Raw genomic sequence first — 19,964 nt, forward strand, 5'->3', positions numbered from 1 at the left:
GGCATTCGAGTTTCAGGAAAATCACACGTCCAGGTTTGCGACCGAGAGGGCGTTTTCCTGGATGAACTCGCGGCGCGGTTCCACCACGTCGCCCATGAGCTTGACGAAGAGATCGTCGGCGTCGGTCGTATCCTTCACCTTCACCTGCAGCAGCGAGCGCACGTCGCGGTCGAGCGTCGTCTCCCAGAGCTGCTGGGCGGTCATCTCGCCGAGACCCTTGTAGCGCTGGAGCTGCAGGCCCTTGCGGCCGGAGGCGATGACGGCGTTGAACAGCGAGAGCGGACCGTCGATCTGTATTTCGTCGTTCTTGCGCACGAGCTTCGCAGGCTTCGCATAGACGTCCTGCAGAGTCGTGGCGCGCTCGTCGAGCTTCTTGGCTTCCTGGCTGGCAATGAGGGCCTGGTCGAGCGTCGCGGTCTGCGTCACACCGCGCACGGTGCGCGAGAAGACATAACCACCTTCGCGAACCTCGCCGGTCCAGCCGCGTTCGAGTTCTTCCGAAATCGCGTCGAGACGCTGCGCGATATAGGCCGCAGCGGCAGGACCCTTCTGCGGATCCTCGACGACATCGGGACGCAGCGCGCCGGCAATCGCCGCCTGCTCCACGGCCTTGCGGTCGTAGCGGGTGTGCAGGCTGTTCAGCACCTGGCGCACGAGGCGGGCCTCATCGATCAGGCCCTTCAGCTGATCGCCTTGGAAAGCCACGCCGGTTTCCAGCTGCAGCGCGGCGTTCTCGACACCTTCGCCGATGAGGTAATCTTCCAGCGCACGCTCGTCCTTCAGGTAGATCGAGGACTTGCCGCGGGTCGCCTTGTAGAGCGGCGGCTGCGCGATGTAGAGGTGCCCGCGCTCGATCAGCTCCGGCATCTGCCGGAAGAAGAAGGTAAGCAGCAGGGTGCGGATGTGCGAGCCGTCCACGTCCGCGTCGGTCATGATGATGATGCGGTGGTAGCGCAGCTTGTCGAGGTTGAACTCCTCGCGGCCGATGCCGGTGCCGAGCGCGGTGATCAGCGTGCCGATTTCCTGGCTCGACAGCATCTTGTCGAAGCGTGCGCGCTCAACATTGAGGATCTTGCCGCGCAGGGGAAGAACGGCCTGGAAGGCGCGGTCGCGGCCCTGCTTGGCGGAGCCGCCGGCCGAGTCGCCCTCGACGAGCAGCAACTCGCATTTCGACGGATCGCGCTCCTGGCAATCGGCGAGCTTGCCGGGAAGCGACGCGATGTCGAGCGCGCCTTTCCGGCGGGTGAGCTCACGCGCCTTGCGGGCGGCCTCGCGGGCGGCGGCGGCTTCCACCACCTTGCCGACGAGGGTGCGGGCCTCCTGCGGGTGCTCCTCGAGCCAGTTGTTGAGCGCCTCGTTCATGACGTTCTCGACGGCGGGGCGCACCTCGGAGGAAACGAGCTTGTCCTTCGTCTGCGAGGAGAACTTCGGATCCGGTACCTTCACGGAGACGACGGCGGTCAGACCCTCGCGGCAATCGTCGCCGGTGAGCGAGACCTTTTCCTTCTTCGTCAGACCCGAGGATTCCGCATAGCCGTTCACTTGGCGCGTCAGCGCCGCGCGGAAGCCCGCGAGGTGCGTGCCGCCATCGCGCTGCGGGATGTTGTTGGTGAAGCAGAGCACGTTCTCGTGATACGAGTCGTTCCACCACAGGGCCACTTCGACGCCGATGCCGTCCTTCTCGGAGCGGATCATGACTGGCTGTTGGATCAGCGGGGTCTTGGCGCGATCGAGATAGCGCACGAAGGCTTCGACGCCGCCCTCGTACATCAGCTCCTCGCGCTTGTGCTCCGCATGGCGCTTGTCGGTGAGGATGATGCGCACGCCCGAGTTCAGGAACGCCAGCTCGCGCAGGCGGTGCTCGAGGGTCGCGTAGTCGAACTCCACCATGGTGAAGGTCTCGGGTGAAGGCGTGAAGGTCACTTCCGTGCCGCGCTTGCCCGGCGCGTCGCCGACGACCGCCAGGGGGGCCACGGCATCGCCGTGGCGGAACTCCATGAAGTGTTCCTTGCCGTTGCGGTAGATGCGCAATTTCAGGGAGGTGGAAAGCGCGTTCACCACGGAGACGCCCACGCCGTGCAGGCCGCCGGAGACCTTGTAGGAGTTCTGGTCGAACTTACCGCCCGCGTGCAGCTGGGTCATGATGACCTCGGCCGCCGAGACGCCTTCACCCGGATGGATGTCGGTGGGAATGCCGCGGCCGTTGTCGGTGACGGTCACAGAGCCGTCCGCGTTGAGCGTGACCGTGACTTCCGTTGCGTGACCGGCGAGCGCCTCGTCGATGGCGTTGTCCACCACCTCGTAGACCATGTGGTGCAGGCCCGAGCCGTCATCGGTATCGCCGATATACATGCCCGGCCGCTTGCGTACCGCATCAAGGCCCTTGAGGACCTTGATCGATTCCGCGCCATAGGCGTCGGCATTCACGTTGATAGCAGATTCGGCCATTTGGGATCCTTCAAGACGCGCGGAAAGGACAGGCGCGCCAGGGTTTTGATTCGTCAGATCAGATATTTAGTGACGAATGGTTGAAATTTCACCCCCGCGCGCATATGCGCGCGTGAAAACGGGCGGAAAAATCCACGAAAAACTGCCGAATCGGGTTGCCGAAGGGGTGGTTCTTTGCCTCAGCCCACCGGCCGATCAGCGTGACGCAACGGCAGTCGCGGCACCGGCCAGGAGCGCACCGGTGGTGCGGTTGAGCATTCGGATCGCCTTCGGCGTCGTGAAAAGCTGCCGGGCTCGGGCGGCAAGCACGATGTAGCCGGCAAAGACCACGCCCAGCACGCTCAAGGTCGCCACCACCAGTTCCGCATAGCCCAGCACCGTGATCCGCGTGAGATCGAGGATCGTCGGCAGGAGGGCGAGGTAGAACACGATGGTCTTCGGGTTGCCCAGGGTCAGGGCAAGGCCGGCGAGAAGAAGCTTGGCCGGGTGCTCGGGTTTCGTGTCCGCCTTCACGTCCTTGGCGAGCGCCGGCGCCGTCCAGATCTTGTAGGCGATGTAGAGCAGATAGGCTGCGCCGGCATATTTGATGACCAGGAACACCTCGTGGAAGGCCTGGGCGAGGGCGGCCAAGCCGAGGATCGCGAAGGTCAGCCAGACCACGTCCCCCAGCGCCACGCCGATGCTGAACGCCACGGCTTCCCTCGGTCCGCGGCCGAGAACCCGCCCGACAATGGCGGCGATGCCCGGGCCGGGCGAGGCGGCGGCGATGAAAAGAGCGGAGGAGAAGAGCAGCAGGCCCGCGAGATCCATGGGTTTTGAACCGAAGGAGACAATGTTGCCCCTACCATATGGCCAAAGGGCCTTCCGGACCATCAAGGAATTGTGATGGGTTCGATCACTCCGGGCGACACCTGCAGCAGGTCGGCCCGGCCTTGCAGCTCGGCAAAGAGGCCCGGATCCGCGCCCGTCATCCAGACCTGTCCGCCCAGGGATTCCAGGGCATCGTAGAGCCCGGCCCGGCGGCGGGGGTCGAGATGGGCGGCGACCTCGTCGAGGAGCACAAAGGGGGCGATGCCGCTCATGCTGGCGACGAGCCGGGCATGGGCGAGCACGAGGCCGATCAGCAGAGCCTTCTGCTCGCCCGTGGAGGCCGTGTTGGCCGGAATGTCCTTCGGGCCGTGACGCACCAGAAGGTCCGAGGCCTGGGGGCCGACGAGGGTGCGTCCGGCCGCCCGGTCGCGGGCGCGCGAGTCGCGCAGGATCGCCCGGTAGCGGTCCTCCGCATCGACGGCGGGCAGGGTGGCGACAAGCGTGTCGAGATCGCCTTCCAGGCCCATCGTGGCGAAGGGGAAGGGCGATTCCTCCTCGCGGGTTTCGAGGATGAGGGAGGCGAGCCGCTCCACGGTCTCGCGGCGGGCGGCGGCGACCGCGATGGCGAGTTCCGCCACCTCCCGTTCGAGCGCGTCGAGCCAGAGCCGGTCGTCGGGATTCTCCTCGAGCACGCGGTTGCGCGAGCGCAGAGCCCGCTCCAGCGCGTTCACCCGCGAGCCATGCTCCGCATCGACCGCGAGCACGAGTCGGTCGAGAAAGCGCCGCCGGTCGCCGGCGGGACCGCGGAACAGGGCGTCGAGATCCGGTGTGAGCCAGACGATACGCAGGAACTCGGCGAAAGCCGTGGGCGAGGAGGCGGGCATGCCGTCGATGCGGCAGACCCGTGAGGCACGGGCCCCTTCCCGCGAGGCGCGGGAGCCTTCCCCTTGATGCTCGATGCCGGTGCCGAGACGGTGCTCGCCGTAAGGAGCATCGAGGGTCACGGAGATAGCGAAGGAGCCCGGTCCGTCCTGGCGCGCCATCTCGCCCAGCTCCGCGCGTCTCAAGCCGCGACCGGGCATGAAGAGAGAGATCGCCTCCAGCACATTGGTCTTGCCGGCCCCGTTCTCGCCCACCAGCGCCACCAGCGGGCGCGAGACGGTGAGATCCAGGCTCGCATAGGTGCGGAAATCCTGGAGAATCAAACGGACGATTCGGGAAGCGGCGATGGGCGAGGAGGACATGCGCCCCCTTCATTCAGGAGCGGGCGCGAAAGATCAAGCGTTGGCGGCGACGGAAAAAGGTCATCCCGGGGCTGCGCAGCAGAACCCGGAATCGCAAAACAGGAATGGCGCCTCATCCTGCATACGATCCCGGATCGCCGATGGCGTCCGGGATGACCAGCACTGAAGCGGCTTACACCCGCATCGGCATCAGGACGTAGAGCGCGGAGGCGCCTTCGCGGTCCTGGACGATGGTGGGAGAGCCGGGATCGGCGAGCTTGAACAGGGCGGTGTCGCCGTCGAGCTGGGACGTGATGTCGAGGAGATAGCGGGCGTTGAAGCCGATATCGATCGGCGCGGCATCGTAATCGACCTCGATCTCTTCCGTCGCGCTGCCCGAATCCGGGTTGTTGACGGTGAGCGTCAGGCGGCCGTCGCCCAGCGCGAGCTTCACCGCGCGGCCGCGTTCCGACGAGATGGTGGAGACGCGATCGACGGCCTTGGAGAAATCGGCGCGCTCGACCACGAGGACCTTGTCGTTCCCGGCGGGGATGACGCGCTGGTAATCGGGGAAGGTGCCGTCGATGAGCTTGGAGGTCAGCACCACGCCGTCGAAGGTCAGGCGCACCTTGGCGGAGGACAGTTCGATGGTGACGTTCTCGGAGCCGTCCTCCACGAGCTTAACGATCTCGGCCACGGCCTTGCGCGGCACGATCACGCCGGGCATGCCTTCCGAGCCCGTGGGTGCCGGAATCTCGACCCGGGCGAGGCGGTGGCCATCGGTGGCGACCGCCCGCATGACAATGGCGCCGCCCGCGTCGATGGTGTGGAGATAGATGCCATTGAGGTAGTAACGCGTCTCTTCCGTCGAGATCGCGAACTGCGTCTTCTCGATCAGCCGCTTGAGATCGCTCGCGGCCAGCGTGAAGCGGTGTGGCAGGTCGCCGGCGGCGAGATCCGGGAAGTCGCTTTCCGGCAGGGCCTGCAGCATGAAGCGCGACCGGCCGGACCGGATCTGCATCTGGCCCATATCGGGCGTCATCTCGAGCGACACCTGGGCGCCGTCGGAGAGCTTGCGCACGATGTCGTAGATCATGTAGGCCGGAACGGTGGTCGAACCGGCGTCCGTGATCTCGGCCGGGATCGTCTCCGTCACCTCGATGTCGAGGTCGGTGGCCTTGAGGCGAAGCGATCCTTCGTCCGCGCGCAGCAGGACGTTCGACAGGATCGGAATGGTGTTGCGGCGCTCGACGACGCGGTGCACATGCCCCAGCGCCTTCAGCAGAGCGGCGCGCTCAACGGTAACTCTCATAACCCAGCACCCGATTTCGGTGAAATTCTTGGCCCGATCCCGCCAAGGATGGGCCTTGAGCGGGACAAGCAGGGCAGCAATGTTGGCTTTTGTCGCCTGAGAAAGCAAGGCCGGGGGATCCCCGGCCGGTCTCCGCCAGCAGCGGTCAATCCCTCAGGCTTACTCCTGCAGCATACGCTTGAGGAGTTCGACCTCGTCGGAGAGGGCGTGGTCTTCCCCCAGGGCCTTCTCGATCTTGCGCACCGCATGGAGCACCGTGGTGTGATCGCGCCCGCCGAAGCGGCGGCCGATCTCGGGCAGGGAGCGCAGGGTGAGCACCTTGGACAGGTACATGGCGATCTGGCGTGGGCGCACCACGGCGGCGGTGCGGCGCTCGGACAGGATGTCGGAGCGGGAGACGTTGTAGCGGGAGGCCACCAGCTTCTGGATGTCCTCGATCTTGACCCGCTTCGGCTCGCGGTTGCGCACGAGATCGCGGATCGCCGTCTCGGCGGTTTCCAGCGTGATGGAGGAGCCGGTGAGCGTCGCATGGGCGAGCAGGCGGTTCACGGCGCCCTCGAGATCGCGCCCGTTGGCCGTGATGGCGCGGGCCACATAGGCGATCACGTTGGGGCCCACCTCGAAGGTGGGGTGGATCGTCTTCAGCGCCTCGACGCGGGTGGTGAGGATGGAGGTGCGCAGCGCTTCGTCGAGGGCACTGACCTCGACCACGAGACCACCGGCGAGACGCGAGCGCACGCGCTCGTCCAGGTTCTCCAGATCGGCCGGCGGGCGGTCGGCGGCGATCACGATCTGGCGGCCCGCATCGATGAGGGCGTTCAGGGTGTGGCCGAATTCCTGCTGGATCTGCTTGCCCTGGATGAACTGCACGTCGTCGATGATGAGCAGGTCGATGCCTCGAAGACGCTCCTTGAATGCCAGCGAGGTCTGCGCCTTCAGGGAGGCCACGAAGCCGTACATGAAGCGGTCGGCCGTCAGATAGATGACGCGGCGGCCTTGCGCGCGCACCTCATGGCCGATGGCATGGAGAAGATGGGTCTTGCCGAGGCCGACGCCCGCATGGAGATAAAGCGGGTTGTAGATCGCCTGGCCGTTTTGTGCATGGGCGACACGATCCGCCGCCGCATGGGCGAGCGCGTTGGAGCGGCCGACGATGAAGCTTTCGAAGGTGAGGCGGGAATCGAGAGGCGCACCGCCGAGATCGCCGCTTTCGCCGCGCTCTTCCTGGGGAGCCGCAATGGACGGGGTCTTGAGCTCTCCCGGGGCGCTCGGGAGCGCCATGGAGGCGGCCGGTGTCGGACGAGGAGCATCGCTCACCCGACGCTGGGCCGCCGGATCGCGCCCAAGGGTGCTGCGCACCCCGATGGAGACGCGCTCCACGTCGCCGCTCTCGGACCGGTAAACGGCCAGCACCCGATCGGCATAATGGGACTCGATCCAGCTCTTCAGGAAACGGGTGGGAACGGTGAGATAGGCGCAGCCCTCGATCACCGAATCCAGCTCGAGACGCCCGAACCAGCTCGCGAAGATATCCTCCCCCAGCTCGGCCCGGAGACGGCGCTTGACCCGGGTCCAGACATCCGATGCCGATTGCTCGCCCGGGGCCTCCATGCCGTTCTCGCTGGGAGCGGCAAAGGTGCGGTGATCTTCGCTGCGGTACATCAATATCCCTCCACGAGGTTCCGCCTTCTTTAAGGTCGGAAACCCCCACGCATGACCCGTTTCGAACACCAAGGCACAAAGGCCTCACAGGTTATCCAAAACGTGGCGCCCCCAATTGTACTAAAGATTGTTTGAATGCTTTTAAGTCGAGGCGGTCGCTGACTGCCGCCTCCTTCGTCTTCACTCAAGGTCTACCAAGTCTACCCCTTGGTAAAGGATGAGCCTTCGCTTGCTTCTTGAGAGAATGAAACAACGACTTATCCCCGCACATGGTGAATTTAGTTCGAACTTTGAGTGAATGACTTCACGGCGAGCCGTTGAAGCAAATTGACCTTACACAGGGTGCGGGACGGGGTGCAATACGGCCGAGTCGAGTCGCAGGCGCTCGCAAGCCTCATCTTGCGTTCACAGCCTCGTCCACAGGTTTTGAATCTGGGCTTTAAAGTCCTGACTCTTCAACTGATTCACAGTTCCATCACAGCCTGTCCGAAGGCATGAAAAAAGAGTCTTTTCGCAACCTTGATTCAGAACCGATTCGTCCAGACTCGTGGGTGATTCTGATGCTTCGCGATGCTTTGCCTGCTAAGCTATTGAATAAAATGGATGTTTTATGTGCAATTTGAATCCGGGTTGTGGAGCTTCCAACCTGTCTAACGGGGATAAAGTCAAGCTGTCGTGTGGATAAATTTTGGGGCCCGAATCCGACCCTAGACATGAAAAAAACCCGGCCGCGAGGCCGGGTTTGATCGACGATGAAAAGACAGCTGTAAGGGCTGCTTTTTAAGCGCTCAGCGTCTTGATACGGCTCGCGAGGCGCGAGACCTTCCGCGACGCGGTGTTCTTGTGCACGATGCCCTTCTGAGCGGCGCGCATCATCTCCGGCTCGGCAGCGCGCAGGGCGGCGACAGCCTCGGTCTGATTGCCGGCGGCAATCGCCTCTTCGACCTTGCGGACGAAGGTCCGCATCCGGCTGCGACGCGACTTGTTGATCGCGGTGCGCTTCGCGATCTTGCGGGTCATCTTCTTGGCGGACACGGTGTTGGCCATGGCCCATCCTCGTTCTTGTTAAAATCCCGATGCGCCAAGCTCGAGCTCGTCGAGAGCTCCGGCAGCGACCGGTTGATTGCATGGAAACCGAAGAGCCCGCGGGACGCGCGGGCTCATGTGAGGCGGCTTATAGACGCGAAGGCTGCGAACGTCAACGACCATAGCCCTTTGCGCGTCAAAAAAGCGCCAGGGACACCTTCTGAAGGGCTTGCCGCCAGGGGTTGGACGGGTCGAGCAGGAGCCTGAGCGCCATGAGGCCCGAGACCAGAACCAGGAGCGGGCGAATGATCCGGGACCCCAGATGCATGGCAAGCCGCGATCCGGCCTGGGCGCCGAGAAAGGAGGCTCCGGCCATGGCCAGCCCGACCGGCCAGACCACCGCGCCGGTCGATGCATAGAGAAGAAGGCTGCCGAAATTGCTCGCGAAATTGACAAGCTTGGTATGGGCCGTCGCCTTGACCACGCCGTAGCCGAGGAGCGTCACGAAGGCCAACATATAGAAGGAGCCTGCGCCGGGCCCGAAAATGCCGTCGTAGAAGCCGATGGCGACCGGCGCGGTGAGGCCGAAGGCGAGGGCCGTCATGCGGGCATGGGCATCCTCGTCCTTCATCTTGCGCGAGAGGGCGAAGTAGATGGCCATGGCGATGAGCAGCACGGGGATCAGCACCTCGAGCACGGCGCGTGGCAGGAACTGCACGCACAGGGCCCCGGCGATGCTGCTCGCGAATGCCACCAGGGTGAAGCCCCAGGCCTTGCGCCACTCGATCAGTCCCTTGCGACCGAAGGTATAGGTGGCGGAGGCAGCGGCCACCGAGCCCTGCACCTTGTTGGTGGCGATGGCCTGGGCCGGATCGAGGCCCGCGAGCAGGAGGGCGGGCACGGTCAGAAGCCCGCCGCCTCCGGCAATGGAATCCACGAAGCCCGCAAGGAAGGAAACCGCGGCGAGAGCCGCGATCATGTCGAAGCCGATGTCGGTCACGTCTACTGGTTCTTGAACTCGGGTGCGCGCTTCCCGACGAAGGCCGCCATGCCTTCCTTCTGGTCGGCGGTGGCGAACATGGCGTGGAACAGGCGCCGCTCGAATCGGATACCCTCGGAGAGCGAGACCTCGTCGGCGCGGTTGATGGTTTCCTTGGTCATCATGGCGATGGGCAGCGACATGGACGCGATGGTCTCCGCCGTCTTCATGGCCTCGCCGATGAGATCGGCCAGCGGCACCACACGGGCCACCAGCCCGGAGCGCTCGGCCTCCTCGGCGCCCATCAGGCGGCCCGTCAGGCACATCTCCATGGCCTTGGCCTTGCCGATGAGCCGGGTCAGGCGCTGTGTGCCGCCCATGCCGGGCATCACGCCGAGCTTGATTTCCGGCTGGCCGAACTTGGCGTTGTCCGCCGCGATGATGAAGTCGCACATCATGGCGAACTCGCAGCCGCCGCCGAGGGCAAAGCCTGCCACTGCGGCGATCATCGGCTTGCGTCGGCCCGACACCTTCTCCCAGCCCGAGAAGAAATCGGCCATGTAGGTGTGCGGATAGGTGAGCTCGGCCATTTCCTTGATGTCCGCGCCCGCCGCGAAGGCCTTCTCCGAACCGGTGATGACGATGCAGCCGATCGTCTGATCCGCCTCGAAGGCGTCGAGCGCCTGGTTCACCTCGTTCAGCAGAGCCGAATTGAGGGCGTTCAGGGCCTGGGGCCGATTGAGGGTGATCAGCCCCACCTTATCGCGCGTCTCAACGAGAATCGTCTCAAAAGCCATGCCGGCATCTCCTCATCGTCGAATGGGACACCGGTAGGCGAGGCTTCCAGGGACGGCAAGCAGAAATCGGGACGCAGCGTGTCCGCCTTAAGACGAGGATCGCTTCTGGCATTCGGGACAATAGAAGGTGGAGCGTCCGGACTGCACGAGCCGCGTCACCGTGCCGGTGCAATCAGGGGTCACGCACGCTTCTCCCTCCCGGTCGTAAACCCGGAAGGAGTGCTGGAAGTAGCCCAGCGAGCCGTCCACCTGCGCGTGGTCGCGCAGGGTCGACCCGCCGGCCTCGACGGCCTCGGCGAGCACGTCCCGAATGACATCGGCCAATTGGTATGCCTTGTCGGTCGGCTTTCCCTTCTTCGTCGCGAGCGAGCCGGCTGGTGCCTCCGGGTGGAGGCCGGTGCGGAACAGGGCCTCGCAGACATAGATGTTGCCCAGGCCGGCGATCAGGCGCTGGTCGAGGAGAGCCGCCTTCAGCGGCGTGCGCTTGCCCGCGAAGAGCTTGGCTATGGTCTTACCCGATAGCTCGTTGCCGAGGGGCTCGATGCCCATGCCGGCGAAGTGCTTCGAGGTCTCGATGGCCGATCGGGGAACGAGATCCATGAAGCCGAAGCGGCGGGCGTCGTTGTAGGTGACGATCGCTCCGTTGGAGAGCTGGAATACCACGTGATCGTGGGCACCCAAGGACCCGTGCTCATGATGGAATTCCCCGGGCATGCGGGTAGTCCCGCCCTTCGTCACGAGAAAGCGCCCCGACATGCCCAGATGCATCACGAGCACCTCGCCCGAAGCGAGATCGGCGAGGAGATACTTGGCCCGGCGGCCCAAAGCCGTGATCTCCTGGCCTTCCAGGCGCTCGGCAAATCGTTCCGGGAAGGGAAAGCGCAGGTCCGGCCGGCGCTGGGTCACCTTGGTGAAGCGGGCGCCGACCATGGCGGGTTCGAGGCCGCGGCGCACGGTTTCGACTTCGGGCAATTCGGGCATCAACCATCTCTCGGCTTCTTGAGACCTCTTACATAGCCATCCGGTCCCGCTTCCGCTATGGATCGCGACAACAGGTGAAGGGTTTGGTGAGGATCATGACCGACGAGAACACCCATTTCGGGTTCCAGTCCGTGCCGCTCGGCGAGAAGCAGGGCAAGGTCAACGAGGTCTTCCGCTCCGTGGCGAGCCGCTACGACATCATGAACGACCTCATGTCGGCCGGGCTCCACCGCTTGTGGAAAGACGCCCTCGTCTCGACCCTGCGCCCCCCGCGCGACCGGCCGTTCCGCCATCTCGACGTGGCAGGCGGCACCGGCGACGTGGCCTTCCGCATCCTGGACGAGAGCGGCCCGCAGACCCGGGTGACCGTGCTCGACATCAATGGTGAAATGCTCAAGGTCGGGGCGGAGCGGGCCGGCCATCGCTATGAAGGCCGCATCGACTTCGTCGAGGCCAATGCGGAGGAACTGCCGCTCGAGTCCAAGACCTATGACGCCTACACCATCGCCTTCGGGATCCGGAACGTGCCGCGCATCGATGCGGCGCTGCGCGAGGCGCATCGGGTGCTCAAGCCCGGTGGACGATTCCTGTGCCTCGAATTCTCCAAGGTCGACGTGCCGGTCCTCGACAGGATCTACGACGCCTATTCCTTCAACGTCATCCCGAAGCTCGGAGGCATGGTGACGGGCGATGCCGAGTCCTACCAGTACTTGGTGGAGTCGATCCGCCGCTTCCCACCGCCGGCCGCCTTTGCCCGGATGATCGAGGACGCAGGATTCAAACGTGTCACGCACCGGACATTGACGGCGGGCGTCGTCGCCATTCATTCCGGCTGGAAGATCTGACACGTGATCGGCAGCCTCGTCCATTTCACCCGGAACCTGCATGCAGGCTTCGTTCTGGCCCGCGAAGGCGCGCTCGCGCTCGTCGATCCGAGCGCCCTGCCGCCTGCCGCCCGTCTGGGTTTGCGCGTCGCGCGTCTGATCGAGCGGCCGCAGGCGGGCGACGGTGCCGCGCGCCTTTCCAAGGCGCTGACGCGGCTCGGGCCCTCATACGTGAAATTCGGCCAGTTCCTGGCGACCCGTCCCGACATCGTCGGCGTAGCCGCCGCGCGCGACCTGGAGCGGCTGCAGGACCGCATGCCGCCTTTCCCCCGTGCGGAAGCGGTGCGCATGGTGGAAGCCGCGCTCGGCCGTCCCATCGAAGCGTTGTTTCTGGAATTCAGCGAGCCGATCGCGGCCGCTTCGATCGCTCAGGTCCACAAGGCCCGCATCCGCACTGCCGACGGGGAGGAAACCGTCGCCGTGAAGGTGGTGCGGCCCGGCGTGCGCGAGGGCTTCGCCCGTGACCTCCAGGCCATGCGCGCGGCCGCCCGCCTGTTCGAGCGCTTGGTTCCCGATGCGCGCCGCCTGAAGCCGCTGGAGATCGTGGAGGCGCTCGCCCGTTCCGTCGCGGTCGAGATGGATCTGCGCCTCGAAGCGGCCGCCGTCTCCGAACTCGCGGAAAACACCAAGGACGATCCCGATTTCCGCGTGCCGAAGCCGGAATGGGATCTCACCGCCCGGGACGTGCTCACCACCACCTGGATCGAGGGCATCCGCCTCAACGACCTGGCGGGGATCGAGGCGGCGGGCCTCGACCGGGTGGCCCTGGGCCGCACGGTGATCCAGTCCTTCCTGCGCCATGCCATCCGCGACGGCTACTTTCACGCCGACATGCATCCCGGAAACCTGTTCGTGGATGCGGAAGGCCGTCTCGTCGCCGTCGATTTCGGCATCATGGGCCGGCTCGGCATGAAGGAACGGCGCTTCCTGGCCGAGATCCTGCTCGGCTTCATCCGCCGCGACTACCTGCGCGTGGCGCAGGTTCACTTCGAGGCCGGGTACGTGCCGCCACACCATTCGGTGGAGGATTTCGCGCAGGCCATCCGGGCCATCGGCGAACCCATCCACGACCGACGAGCCGATGAGATCTCGATGGCGAAGCTCCTGACGCTTCTTTTCGAAATCACGGCCCTCTTCGACATGGCGACCCGCATCGAGCTCGTCATGTTGCAGAAGACCATGGTCGTGGTGGAAGGCGTGGCCCGCAATCTCGATCCGAAACTCGACATGTGGACCACCTCCGAGCCCGTGGTCCGCGACTGGATCGAACGGAACCTCGGTCCGCTCGGCCGCGCCGAGCAGGCGGGGCGCGGTCTGTGGACGCTCGCCGGCGTCATCGGCGACCTGCCGGAGCTGGCGCTCCGGGCCGAGCGCGTGCTCAACCAGCTCGAGGACGTAACCGCGAAGGGCGTCGCCCTCGACCAGGACAGCGTTGCCGCCATCGGCCGCGCCGAGGCCCGGGGCAACCGCTGGGGCGTGGCGGCCTTGTGGATCATCGCCGCCTCCCTGATGATCATGCTGTTCAGGGGCTTCGCATGACGGCGCTTTCAGGCAAACGCATCCTCCTCGTCATCGGCGGCGGCATCGCGGCCTACAAGTCGCTCGACCTTATCCGCCGCCTGCGCGAGCGCGGCGCCTCCGTCCGGTGTGTTCTCACCAACGGGGCACAGCAATTCATCACGCCGCTCGCGGCTTCCGCGCTGACCGGCCAGCGGTCGCACACTGAGCTTTTCGACCGCGAGGACGAGGCCGATATCGGCCACATCCGCTTGGCCCGCGATGCCGATCTCGTGGTCGTCGCACCGGCCACCGCCAATCTCATGGCGAAGATGGCGGGCGGCCATGCTGACGATCTCGCCTCCACGGTCCTTCTTGCCACCACGCTGCCGATCCTGATCGCGCCAGCCATGAACGTGCGCATGTGGCTGCATCCGGCAACGCAACGAAATCTGAAAGCGCTTGAGGACGACGGCGTTCATGTGGTCGGGCCCAATGACGGTGCCATGGCGGAAGTCGAGTTCGGCCCCGGCCGCATGGCCGAGCCCCTGGAGATCGTGGCGTCGGCGGAACGCCTGCTCGCGCCGTCCGGGCCGCTCGCCGGCAAGCACGTGATCGTCACCTCCGGTCCGACGCACGAGCCCATCGATCCGGTGCGCTACATCGCCAACCGCTCCTCCGGCAAGCAGGGCCACGCCATCGCGAAGGCGGCGGCCGAAGCCGGTGCGCGCGTGACGCTGATCTCAGGCCCCGTGACGCTGCCGGACCCTTCAGGCGTGACGACGGTGCACGTGGAAAGCGCCCGCGAGATGCTGCAGGCGGTGGAAATGGCTCTGCCGGCCGATATCGGCATCTTCGCGGCCGCCGTCGCCGACTGGCGTGTGGCCAATGCGGGCGAGCAGAAGATCAAGAAGAAGGACGGCGCGCTGCCGAACCTGTCGCTGACGGAAAATCCCGACATTCTCGCCACCATCTCGCATCTGACCGAGAACCGCCCGCCGCTCATGGTGGGCTTCGCGGCCGAGACCGAGCATGTGATCGAGCACGCCAAGCAGAAGCTCGCCAAGAAGGGCTGCGATCTCATCGTCGCCAACGATGTGTCCGCCGCTGCGGGCGTCATGGGCGGCGACAGCAACAAAGTGCATCTCGTCACCGCCTCGGACGTGGAGACCTGGCCGACCCTGGCGAAAACCGATGTGGCAACGAGGCTCGTCGAGCGCCTGGGCGCCATGGTGGGAGACGCAAAGCCATGAGCCGCCGCCTTCCGATTCAGCGTCTCGCCCATGCCGCCGATCTGCCACTGCCGCGCTATGAGACGGCAGGCGCCGCAGGCATGGATCTTGTCGCGGCCAATCCTGCCGACGGACCGATTGTCCTGCAGCCGATGCAGCGCACGCTCGTCCCGACCGGCCTCGTGTTCCAGCTCGAGCCCGGCTTCGAGGCGCAGGTGCGTCCCCGTTCGGGCCTTGCCTTCAAGCATGGCGTCACCGTGCTCAATGCGCCCGGCACCATCGATGCGGATTATCGCGGCGAGGTGCAGGTGCTTCTCGTCAATCTCGGTTCCGAGCCATTCATCATCTCGCGTGGCATGCGCATCGCCCAAATGGTGATCGCGCCGGTAACCGTGGTAGAACCCGTCGCGGTGGGAGAGGTCGACGAGACCGACCGGGCCGCAGGCGGTTTCGGGTCGACGGGGCTGGGATAAGGGAGCTCTCGCATGAACTTTCTCTCGCGCCGCTCGCTTCTCGCTATCGCAGCCGTCACCGACATCGCCCTTCATGCTCGGCCGATGCCGGTCTCGGCGAAGGCGCTGGCCGCCCGTCACAACCTGCCTCCGCGCTATCTGGAACCGGTCCTGCAAGCCCTCGTTCGCCAAGGCATCCTGAAGGGCGTGCGCGGCCCCCGTGGCGGCTACGAACTCGCCCGCGAACGGCGGAGGATCACGGCGGGCGATATCGTGCGCATCGCCATGTCGGCCCTGGAGGAGGACGGCTCCTCGCCGATGCCGGAATCCCGTCTGGCCGAGGCCGTCGTTTCGCCGCTGGTCCAGCACGGAACCGAAGCGTTCCTGGCTGAGCTCGACAAGGTGACGGTGGAGGATCTGTGCCAGAAGGCACAGGTCGAAGCCGTTGTAGAAGCGATCCCTCCTGTCGATTTCACAATATGATATGTAAATTCTGAGAAATATCGACACACCTTGCGGGAAAGGTTAAGTTTCCTCTGACCTAAGGAGGAAACTCATGGCTGACACTCTCAATCCGCTGGATGCCAAGCCTGGACGCGGCTGCATCTACGGCTCCATCACCGAGACCATCGGCAACACCCCGCTTGTGCGCCTGAACCGGCTGCCCAAGGAACATGGGATCGATGCCGAGATCCTCGTGAAACTCGAGTTCTTCAACCCGATTTCGAGCGTGAAGGACCGCATCGGCGTCAGCATGATCGAGGCCATGGAGGCTGCCGGGAAGATCAATCCCGACACGACGCTGATCGAACCGACCTCGGGCAATACCGGCATCGCGCTTGCCTTCGTGGCGGCGGCGCGCGGCTATCGGTTGATCCTCGTGATGCCCGAGACCATGTCCATCGAGCGTCGCAAGATGCTGGCCTATCTCGGGGCGGAACTGGTGCTCACCCCAGGCCCCATGGGCATGAAGGGAGCCGTGGCCAAGGCGGAAGAGCTCCTGAACGAGATCCCCAATTCGGTCATCCCGCAGCAGTTCAAGAACCCGGCCAATCCGGAGATCCATCGCAAGACCACCGCGGAGGAGATCTGGAACGACACTAAGGGCCAGCTCGACGCCTTCGTGGCGGGCGTGGGCACCGGCGGCACCATCACGGGCGTTGCCCAGGTTATCAAGCCGCGTCTGCCGAACATGAAGGTGATCGCCGTGGAGCCCGAGGATTCTCCCGTCCTCTCCGGTGGCCAGCCCGGCCCGCACAAGATCCAGGGCATCGGCGCGGGATTTGTCCCCGACGTGCTCGACCGTTCGCTCATCGACGACGTGGTGACGGTGGGCAACCAGACGGCCTTCGATACGGCGCGCCGGCTCGCCCGGCTCGAGGGCATTCCCGGAGGCATCTCGACCGGCGCCAACGTGGCGGCGGCGCTCGAAGTCGCCGCGCGTCCCGAATTCAAGGGCAAGCGCATCGTCACCGTCGCGCCCTCCTTCGCCGAACGCTATCTTTCGACGGCGTTGTTCGAGGGGCTCTGATCGTCACCTTGCGCATCGTCACAAAAGGGCGGCTTCACGGCCGCCCTTTTTGTTTGCCGCTATGCCAAGCGTAGCCAGAACTTCGCTTGTCCGGTCGGGTTCTCCTTGCTGCACATGAATTCAAACGATGTCTCGAGGAGTTCGACATGGCGGAGCGCAAAGCGCCTCACTCATTGAAGGAGCAGACGGCGGACCAGATCCGCAACGAGCAGCGCGGGGGCATCGACAGCCCCGTCGATCCGAACCGGGACGGCGGCATCGAGGGCAATGCCACCATGCGCAAGGTGTGGAGCGAGCCCGGCGGCGAGGCCTACAACTACCGCCAGGGTCAGACCGGCCAGACGAGCCAAGCCGGCATGGACGGTCACGACGAACTCACCGCCGCCGAAACGCCCGAGGCCACCAAGCACCTGAGCGACGCCAGCCTCTCGCCCGAGGACAAGGATGCGACCGCGGAAGCGATCGAGCGGGCGACGGCCGTCAACGGCAAGCAGCAAGACTGAGAGGCAAGACTGAGAGGATAGTGGCATGGGCAATGCAGGCTACGGCAACCACACCGAGGATAGGGCGAAGGAAGTCGCCTCCACTAAGCAGGCTCCGCAGTCAGGATCCGACAAACCTTCCGGCAATAAGATTCCCGCGGCAGGGCCGCACGACCAGCCGCATCTGACCAATCCCGACTCGACGCCCGGAACCGGCTCGCTGCCGGAATCGGGCGACCACGATGCCACGGACTCGACGAGTTCATAACGATCGCGAGAGGAGACGAGCATGGCTCAACCGGAAAGCAAGAAGCCCGGTCAAGCGACCGAAGAGGATATCAGCGCGCCCCGGCTGACGCCGCAGGGCCGCGAGAACCCGGAGGCCTCCGGAGAGGATTCGACGAATCCCATGGGCGAGGGTGCGAAGAAGGGGCAGGGCAGCAAGGCGGAAGGGTAAATCCACGTCGTCCCGTCATGGCTGGCCATGCGCCGATGATGACGAGAATACCAAAGAAAAAGGCCGCCCAATGGGGCGGCCCTTCGATTTCACTCACAACGCGGCGTTTTAAGCGCTCAGCGCTTCCTTCTGCTTCTCGGCGCGCTTGCGGTCGTTCGGGTCGAGGATCGCCTTGCGGATGCGGATCGACTTCGGCGTCACCTCGACGAGCTCGTCGTCCTCGATCCAGGCGAGCGAGCGCTCGAGGGTCATGCGGATCGGCGGCGTCAGGCGCACCGCTTCGTCCTTCGAGGTCGTGCGGATGTTGGTGAGCTTCTTGCCCTTCAGCACGTTCACTTCGAGGTCGTTCTCGCGGTTGTGCTCGCCGACGATCATGCCCTGATAGACCTTCCAGCCGGGCTCGATCATCATCGGTCCGCGATCCTCCAGGTTCCACAGGGCGTAGGCCACGGCCTCGCCCGCATCGTTGGAGATCAGCACGCCGTTGCGCCGTCCCGCGATCTCGCCCTTGTAGGGCTCGTAGGCGTGGAACAGGCGGTTCATGATCGCGGTGCCGCGGGTGTCGGTCAGAAGCTCGCTCTGGTAGCCGATGAGGCCACGGGTCGGAGCGTAGAACACGAGACGCTGGCGGTTGCCGCCCGACGGCTTCATCTCGACCATCTCGGCGCGGCGCTCGGACATCTTCTGCACTACGACGCCGGAATGCTCCTCGTCCACGTCGATGACCACTTCCTCGATGGGCTCGAGCAGCTGGCCGTTCTCGTCCTTCTCGAACACCACGCGGGGACGCGACACGGCGAGCTCGAAGCCTTCGCGGCGCATGGTCTCGATGAGGATCGCGAGCTGCAATTCGCCACGGCCGGAGACGTAGAACGAATCCTTGTCGGCCGCTTCCTCGATCTTGAGGGTCACGTTGCCTTCCGCTTCCTTGAACAGGCGGTCGCGGATCATGCGGCTCGTCACCTTGTCGCCCTCGGTGCCCGCCAGCGGGCTGTCGTTGACGATGAAGGACATGGTCACGGTCGGCGGGTCGATGGGCTGCGCCTGGATCGGAATGTCGTTCTCAGGGGCGCAGAACGTGTCGGCCACCGAGCCCTTCACGAGACCCGCGATGGACACGATGTCGCCGGCCTCGCCCACCTCGATCGGCTGGCGCTCGAGGCCACGAAAGGCCAGGATCTTGGACACGCGGCCGTTCTCGACCAGGTTGCCGTTGCGGTCGATCACCTTGATCGTCTGGTTCGGCTTCACCGTGCCCGAGGCGATGCGGCCCGTGACGATGCGGCCCAGGAAGGGATTGGCTTCGAGCAGCGTTCCGAGCATGCGGAACGGACCTTCCTCGGTCTTGGCCGGGGGCACGTGCTCGAGCACGAGGTCGAAGAGCGGGGCGAGACCCTGATCGCTCGGGCCTTCCGGCGACTTCGCCATCCAGCCGTTGCGGCCGGATCCGTAGAGGATCGGGAAGTCGAGCTGCTCGTCGGTGGCGTCGAGCGCCGCGAAGAGGTCGAACACCTCGTTGATCACTTCCTGATGGCGGGCATCGGGACGGTCGATCTTGTTGATGGCCACGATGGGACGCAGGCCGATCTTGAGGGCCTTGGAGACCACGAACTTGGTCTGCGGCATCGGGCCTTCGGCCGCGTCCACCAGCACGATGGCGCCGTCGACCATGCTCAGGATGCGCTCCACCTCGCCGCCGAAATCGGCGTGGCCGGGGGTGTCGACGATGTTGATGCGGGTATCCTTCCAGACCACCGAGGTGGCCTTCGCCAGGATCGTGATGCCGCGCTCCTTTTCCAGGTCGTTCGAATCCATGGCGCGCTCTTCCACGCGCTGGTTCTCACGGAAGCTGCCGGATTGCTGGAGCAGCTTGTCGACCAGGGTCGTCTTGCCGTGGTCGACGTGGGCGATGATGGCGATATTGCGTAGTTTCATGGGGGTCTTTCAAAGCAAAGCGGCCCGGCACGCGGCAAGCTTGGCCGCGCCCCTGGCTCGTACCGGGCGAAAATCTGATGCGCTGCAATATAATGATAAGAGAGCGGCGGCAATAGGGCACGGTGGCGTGTTTCTGGGCATGGGAATGGTCAGCACCTGCGGGCCCGCAGCGTGAGCTGCGAGCCTGGTGAGTGTTCGAGGGTGGCGCGACGGGCAGCCCGGCTCGCTACTGTGTGTTGGATGGAAGAGCCGGACG

At 65.1% G+C, this 19,964-nt stretch carries 19 protein-coding genes; 9 read left to right on the top strand and 10 right to left on the bottom strand.

The features are described 5' to 3' along the window. Positions 1-21 precede the first annotated feature (21 nt). The 9 genes from gyrB to mutM form a co-directional block, all read right to left on the bottom strand. Positions 22-2,448 carry a DNA topoisomerase (ATP-hydrolyzing) subunit B gene (gyrB, locus tag DDF70_RS22350; protein ID WP_114947021.1) on the bottom strand — a complete coding sequence of 809 codons (2,427 nt, stop codon included), beginning with the start codon at positions 2,446-2,448 and terminating at the stop codon, positions 22-24. A 195-nt stretch (positions 2,449-2,643) separates the two neighbouring features. After that, on the bottom strand, positions 2,644-3,258 hold the full coding sequence (locus tag DDF70_RS22355; RefSeq protein WP_114947022.1) for a LysE family translocator: 615 nt from the start codon (positions 3,256-3,258) through the stop codon (positions 2,644-2,646). A gap of 62 nt (positions 3,259-3,320) precedes the next feature. Then, complete coding sequence (gene recF / locus DDF70_RS22360) at positions 3,321-4,502, bottom strand: DNA replication/repair protein RecF (protein WP_114947023.1); 1,182 nt, start codon at positions 4,500-4,502, stop codon at positions 3,321-3,323. Positions 4,503-4,674: 172 nt separating this feature from the next. Continuing rightward, on the bottom strand, positions 4,675-5,793 hold the full coding sequence (gene dnaN, locus DDF70_RS22365; protein ID WP_114947042.1) for a DNA polymerase III subunit beta: 1,119 nt from the start codon (positions 5,791-5,793) through the stop codon (positions 4,675-4,677). 159 nt (positions 5,794-5,952) lie between these two features. Continuing rightward, positions 5,953-7,455, bottom strand: a complete 1,503-nt coding sequence (dnaA, locus tag DDF70_RS22370; protein WP_114947024.1) for a chromosomal replication initiator protein DnaA — start codon at positions 7,453-7,455, stop codon at positions 5,953-5,955. A gap of 780 nt (positions 7,456-8,235) precedes the next feature. Further along, positions 8,236-8,502 (bottom strand): 30S ribosomal protein S20, encoded by a 267-nt coding sequence (gene rpsT, locus DDF70_RS22375; RefSeq protein WP_114947025.1) that lies wholly within the window; start codon positions 8,500-8,502, stop codon positions 8,236-8,238. Positions 8,503-8,677: 175 nt separating this feature from the next. Continuing rightward, on the bottom strand, positions 8,678-9,481 hold the full coding sequence (locus DDF70_RS22380; protein ID WP_114947026.1) for a TSUP family transporter: 804 nt from the start codon (positions 9,479-9,481) through the stop codon (positions 8,678-8,680). Positions 9,482-9,483: 2 nt separating this feature from the next. Continuing rightward, positions 9,484-10,257, bottom strand: coding sequence for an enoyl-CoA hydratase (locus DDF70_RS22385; protein ID WP_114947027.1), 774 nt, complete (start codon positions 10,255-10,257; stop codon positions 9,484-9,486). Between the two features lie 87 nt (positions 10,258-10,344). After that, positions 10,345-11,238 (bottom strand): bifunctional DNA-formamidopyrimidine glycosylase/DNA-(apurinic or apyrimidinic site) lyase, encoded by an 894-nt coding sequence (mutM, locus tag DDF70_RS22390; RefSeq protein ID WP_114947028.1) that lies wholly within the window; start codon positions 11,236-11,238, stop codon positions 10,345-10,347. Positions 11,239-11,333: 95 nt separating this feature from the next. On the opposite strand from mutM, the gene ubiE reads away from it, so the two are divergent. The 9 genes from ubiE (at position 11,334) to DDF70_RS37365 (ending at position 17,773) form a co-directional block, all read left to right on the top strand. Next, positions 11,334-12,083, top strand: coding sequence for a bifunctional demethylmenaquinone methyltransferase/2-methoxy-6-polyprenyl-1,4-benzoquinol methylase UbiE (gene ubiE / locus DDF70_RS22395; RefSeq protein ID WP_114947029.1), 750 nt, complete (start codon positions 11,334-11,336; stop codon positions 12,081-12,083). A 3-nt stretch (positions 12,084-12,086) separates the two neighbouring features. Next, a complete protein-coding gene (gene ubiB / locus DDF70_RS22400; protein WP_114947030.1) occupies positions 12,087-13,661 on the top strand; it encodes a 2-polyprenylphenol 6-hydroxylase in 1,575 nt (524 codons plus the stop codon). Further along, positions 13,658-14,872, top strand: coding sequence for a bifunctional phosphopantothenoylcysteine decarboxylase/phosphopantothenate--cysteine ligase CoaBC (gene coaBC / locus DDF70_RS22405; protein WP_114947031.1), 1,215 nt, complete (start codon positions 13,658-13,660; stop codon positions 14,870-14,872). Before ubiB ends, coaBC begins: the two co-directional genes overlap by 4 nt. Further along, the gene (dut, locus tag DDF70_RS22410; protein WP_114947032.1) at positions 14,869-15,324 is read left to right on the top strand and encodes a dUTP diphosphatase; all 456 of its coding nucleotides are present in this window, start codon (positions 14,869-14,871) and stop codon (positions 15,322-15,324) included. The genes coaBC and dut overlap by 4 nt, the downstream gene beginning before the upstream one ends. A 12-nt stretch (positions 15,325-15,336) precedes the next feature. Then, complete coding sequence (locus tag DDF70_RS22415; protein WP_114947033.1) at positions 15,337-15,786, top strand: RrF2 family transcriptional regulator; 450 nt, start codon at positions 15,337-15,339, stop codon at positions 15,784-15,786. Positions 15,787-15,859: 73 nt separating this feature from the next. Next, the gene (cysK, locus tag DDF70_RS22420) at positions 15,860-16,834 is read left to right on the top strand and encodes a cysteine synthase A (RefSeq protein WP_114947034.1); all 975 of its coding nucleotides are present in this window, start codon (positions 15,860-15,862) and stop codon (positions 16,832-16,834) included. Positions 16,835-16,980: 146 nt separating this feature from the next. Beyond that, positions 16,981-17,337: a hypothetical protein gene (locus tag DDF70_RS22425; RefSeq protein ID WP_114947035.1), complete on the top strand. Its 357-nt coding sequence runs from the start codon at positions 16,981-16,983 to the stop codon at positions 17,335-17,337. Between the two features lie 25 nt (positions 17,338-17,362). Continuing rightward, the gene (locus DDF70_RS22430; RefSeq protein ID WP_114947036.1) at positions 17,363-17,584 is read left to right on the top strand and encodes a hypothetical protein; all 222 of its coding nucleotides are present in this window, start codon (positions 17,363-17,365) and stop codon (positions 17,582-17,584) included. 21 nt (positions 17,585-17,605) lie between these two features. Continuing rightward, positions 17,606-17,773 (top strand): hypothetical protein, encoded by a 168-nt coding sequence (locus DDF70_RS37365; RefSeq protein WP_170316108.1) that lies wholly within the window; start codon positions 17,606-17,608, stop codon positions 17,771-17,773. 108 nt (positions 17,774-17,881) lie between these two features. On the opposite strand, the gene typA is transcribed toward DDF70_RS37365, so the two are convergent. Further along, entirely contained in the window at positions 17,882-19,708 is a 1,827-nt protein-coding gene (gene typA / locus DDF70_RS22435; RefSeq protein WP_114947037.1) for a translational GTPase TypA, read from the bottom strand. Positions 19,709-19,964: the final 256 nt, after the last annotated feature.

Origin of the sequence: Microvirga calopogonii, from assembly GCF_003347665.1 — a bacterium.
Lineage (GTDB): Bacteria > Pseudomonadota > Alphaproteobacteria > Rhizobiales > Beijerinckiaceae > Microvirga > Microvirga calopogonii.

What these genes read in the sequence shown, in the direction of transcription:
- ubiE (WP_114947029.1), top strand. Translation starts at nt 11,334, where the DNA reads ATGACCGACGAGAACACCCATTTCGGGTTCCAGTCCGTGCCGCTCGGC.
- dnaN (WP_114947042.1), bottom strand. Translation starts at nt 5,793, where the DNA reads ATGAGAGTTACCGTTGAGCGCGCCGCTCTGCTGAAGGCGCTGGGGCAT.
- DDF70_RS37365 (WP_170316108.1), top strand. Translation starts at nt 17,606, where the DNA reads ATGGCTCAACCGGAAAGCAAGAAGCCCGGTCAAGCGACCGAAGAGGAT.
- cysK (WP_114947034.1), top strand. Translation starts at nt 15,860, where the DNA reads ATGGCTGACACTCTCAATCCGCTGGATGCCAAGCCTGGACGCGGCTGC.
- DDF70_RS22355 (WP_114947022.1), bottom strand. Translation starts at nt 3,258, where the DNA reads ATGGATCTCGCGGGCCTGCTGCTCTTCTCCTCCGCTCTTTTCATCGCC.
- DDF70_RS22430 (WP_114947036.1), top strand. Translation starts at nt 17,363, where the DNA reads ATGGGCAATGCAGGCTACGGCAACCACACCGAGGATAGGGCGAAGGAA.
- gyrB (WP_114947021.1), bottom strand. Translation starts at nt 2,448, where the DNA reads ATGGCCGAATCTGCTATCAACGTGAATGCCGACGCCTATGGCGCGGAA.
- dut (WP_114947032.1), top strand. Translation starts at nt 14,869, where the DNA reads ATGAGCCGCCGCCTTCCGATTCAGCGTCTCGCCCATGCCGCCGATCTG.
- DDF70_RS22385 (WP_114947027.1), bottom strand. Translation starts at nt 10,257, where the DNA reads ATGGCTTTTGAGACGATTCTCGTTGAGACGCGCGATAAGGTGGGGCTG.
- mutM (WP_114947028.1), bottom strand. Translation starts at nt 11,238, where the DNA reads ATGCCCGAATTGCCCGAAGTCGAAACCGTGCGCCGCGGCCTCGAACCC.
- typA (WP_114947037.1), bottom strand. Translation starts at nt 19,708, where the DNA reads ATGAAACTACGCAATATCGCCATCATCGCCCACGTCGACCACGGCAAG.
- dnaA (WP_114947024.1), bottom strand. Translation starts at nt 7,455, where the DNA reads ATGTACCGCAGCGAAGATCACCGCACCTTTGCCGCTCCCAGCGAGAAC.
- DDF70_RS22415 (WP_114947033.1), top strand. Translation starts at nt 15,337, where the DNA reads ATGAACTTTCTCTCGCGCCGCTCGCTTCTCGCTATCGCAGCCGTCACC.
- coaBC (WP_114947031.1), top strand. Translation starts at nt 13,658, where the DNA reads ATGACGGCGCTTTCAGGCAAACGCATCCTCCTCGTCATCGGCGGCGGC.
- rpsT (WP_114947025.1), bottom strand. Translation starts at nt 8,502, where the DNA reads ATGGCCAACACCGTGTCCGCCAAGAAGATGACCCGCAAGATCGCGAAG.
- recF (WP_114947023.1), bottom strand. Translation starts at nt 4,502, where the DNA reads ATGTCCTCCTCGCCCATCGCCGCTTCCCGAATCGTCCGTTTGATTCTC.
- DDF70_RS22425 (WP_114947035.1), top strand. Translation starts at nt 16,981, where the DNA reads ATGGCGGAGCGCAAAGCGCCTCACTCATTGAAGGAGCAGACGGCGGAC.